Origin of the sequence: Macrococcus equipercicus (genome assembly GCF_004359525.2) — a bacterium.
Classification (GTDB): domain Bacteria; phylum Bacillota; class Bacilli; order Staphylococcales; family Staphylococcaceae; genus Macrococcus; species Macrococcus equipercicus.
Window position 1 is genome coordinate 1 of record NZ_SCWC02000023.1, and the last position, 2351, is coordinate 2351.

Below are 2351 nucleotides of genomic sequence, written 5' to 3' on the forward strand. Positions count from 1 at the left end.
ATCGCTCAAGAAGATAGAAAGGATTGAGATTATGAATATTTTTGATGAATATTACGATTCTAATAACCTAGAAAAATTAAGTCAATATAGTGATTTTTCTAAAAAACAATTAGTAATTGAAGCTGAATACATGCGTACTACTTTAAATAAAATTTTGAATTATATCGATAATGGTGGAGAAGATTTAATATACATTCGTGGTGAAGTTATGGACGGCATATATGACAGCAGAATATAGAGAAAACAAAAAAAGATAGTCCTGTGCGACTGTCTTTTTTTGTTTTGTTTTTAGGTTTTGATTTTGAACTTTTCGACAGAAAAGTTGTTGGGGGTTAAGGGGGATTTAGTCCCCCTTACAAGTGAGCGTAGCGAGTGAGTGTTACACGAAATGCGTCAGCATTTTGTATACACTCGCACTGCTTGACAGATTTCTTATCACTAAAAATTTATGGAATAAGAACCGTGTGATTATTCATAAATTAGTGATAAGAAATTAGGTTATTGGTTCAAACAGATAGCGAAAGTAGCTAGTTGGTTTGAATGCATTTAGTGAGTTGAGAATGACGGAAGTAGTCAGTCGAAACGATTGCATGTGTGATTGAAAAGATGACGAAAGTAGTCAGCTTGAAATCATGAATTGTGAGCGAAAATATTTGAGCGATTGCACTGAATAATTTTTGATTTGCTGTTTATGCCGAGAAAACTTTTGGAGAGGAGAAGACCCCTCAAGTACACTCAACGGAGTGTGCCCACAAGGGCGTAATTTGCCCTGTGGGACATCTCTGGGGAGTTTGAGGGGTCAGAGGCTCGCTCCAAAAGGAAATTGGAATAAATGCTAGGGATTTGTCCTGTACGCGCTTAAAACGTCTCTGTGAGCTTCTAAGGGCTTCTCAGAGAGATGTTCTTATTTTTCAGCTACTTTTTCTCTAAGGGCCTTAAAATGCTCTGAAAAAGCGTTTTAAGCCGTTTTAACTAATCGGCCCTATCTAATAGCCGGTTAGCGTCCCATTCTGTGGGAATTCACTCTCCAAGAATAAGTTTTGACCGTATGATTTTGAAACAGATCTAAAAAATCGCTCTTTGATTTTTAGGTCTGTTTTTTGGTTTTGGGTTTGGTTTTTGGAAATTTGGGCGAGTTGCTGGGGGGGCTACTACGACCCCCCTTTAGGTGCCGAGTGCCAAAATAGGGTAAAAACAGTATTTAATCTTAGAGCGGTAAGGTTTTGAGACTTGCTCTCTAAAAACGAAAAATCGTCTCAGAGGTCGCAAAAGACGACTTTTAGAGAGCAAAGTATAGCCGATATATGTAAAAATAATTGACGTAAATAATTAAAAAAAGTAAAATAATTTTACAAACTGATTTTGAGGTGAAAAGATAGTGAATACAAAAAAGAGAGTCTCGATTGGATTGACAGATGAACAGTATGCATTGGTAGATGAGCTGGCAAAATCTAGAGGATTTTCAAAGTCTGCAATTTTTGTGCTTGCACTTGAGGAGTATGTAAAAAAACAAATAGAGAAAGGGAAAGAAAAATAAAAAAAGCCAACGTTGGCAGACGTTGACCGAATTTTTCTGTTTAGGTGAATTTATCATATGGTAAAAGAAAAATCTAGAAATTTTACATTTCTTCTTTATCCTGATGGAGAGGGATTCCCTGAAGATTGGGAATTCCGTTTAGAAAAAATAGGTGTCCCAATGGCGATTAGTCCACTGCATGATAAAGATAAAAATAAAAATAGAACATTGAAAAAACCACATTATCACGGTATCTACATAGCGAATAATCCCGTCACTGCTGAGTCTGTGCGTAACAAATTAAAAGCGATATTAAGTTCGGAGGATATGGAATGTAAAGCAGTTGCAAGAGTTCAAATTATTTATGAGTCAGTTGAAAGTGCTTATCTTTATTTAACTCATGAAAGTAAAGATGCGATTAAGAAAAAGAAACATGTTTATGATAAGGCTGAAATTAAACTTATGAATAATTTTGATATTGATCGTTATATAACGATTGATGTTGAAACCAAAAATCAGACTCTAAAGACTTTACTGCAAATTATACGGGCTTATTCGATTCCGAACATTCTTGATTTACATGATTTTATTGAAAAAAATGGCGAAGGCTATGGAATTGATATGAATTTATTTTTGACAACTATTGAGAGTAAATCGAGTATTTTACGCTTATATTTTGATGGGGCTTATCAACGCTCTAAAAGAGGTATCGCTCAAGAAGATAGAAAGGATTGAGATTATGAATATTTTTGATGAATATTACGATTCTAATAACCTAGAAAAATTAAGTCAATATAGTGATTTTTCTAAAAAACAATTAGTAATTGAAGCTGAA

3 protein-coding genes are annotated in these 2351 nt (G+C 34.5%); all 3 read left to right on the forward strand.

Annotated features, from left to right (window positions below):
- Positions 1-238 (forward strand): hypothetical protein (locus ERX35_RS11230; protein ID WP_246143174.1); only part of this gene is annotated, 238 nt, incomplete at its 5' end.
- A gap of 1140 nt (positions 239-1378) precedes the next feature.
- Positions 1379-1537, forward strand: a complete 159-nt coding sequence (locus ERX35_RS11235) for a ribbon-helix-helix domain-containing protein (protein ID WP_246143175.1) — start codon at positions 1379-1381, stop codon at positions 1535-1537.
- A 57-nt stretch (positions 1538-1594) separates the two neighbouring features.
- Positions 1595-2251 carry a replication protein gene (locus ERX35_RS11240; RefSeq protein ID WP_149459975.1) on the forward strand — a complete coding sequence of 219 codons (657 nt, stop codon included), beginning with the start codon at positions 1595-1597 and terminating at the stop codon, positions 2249-2251.
- The last annotated feature ends 100 nt before the right edge of the window (positions 2252-2351 follow it).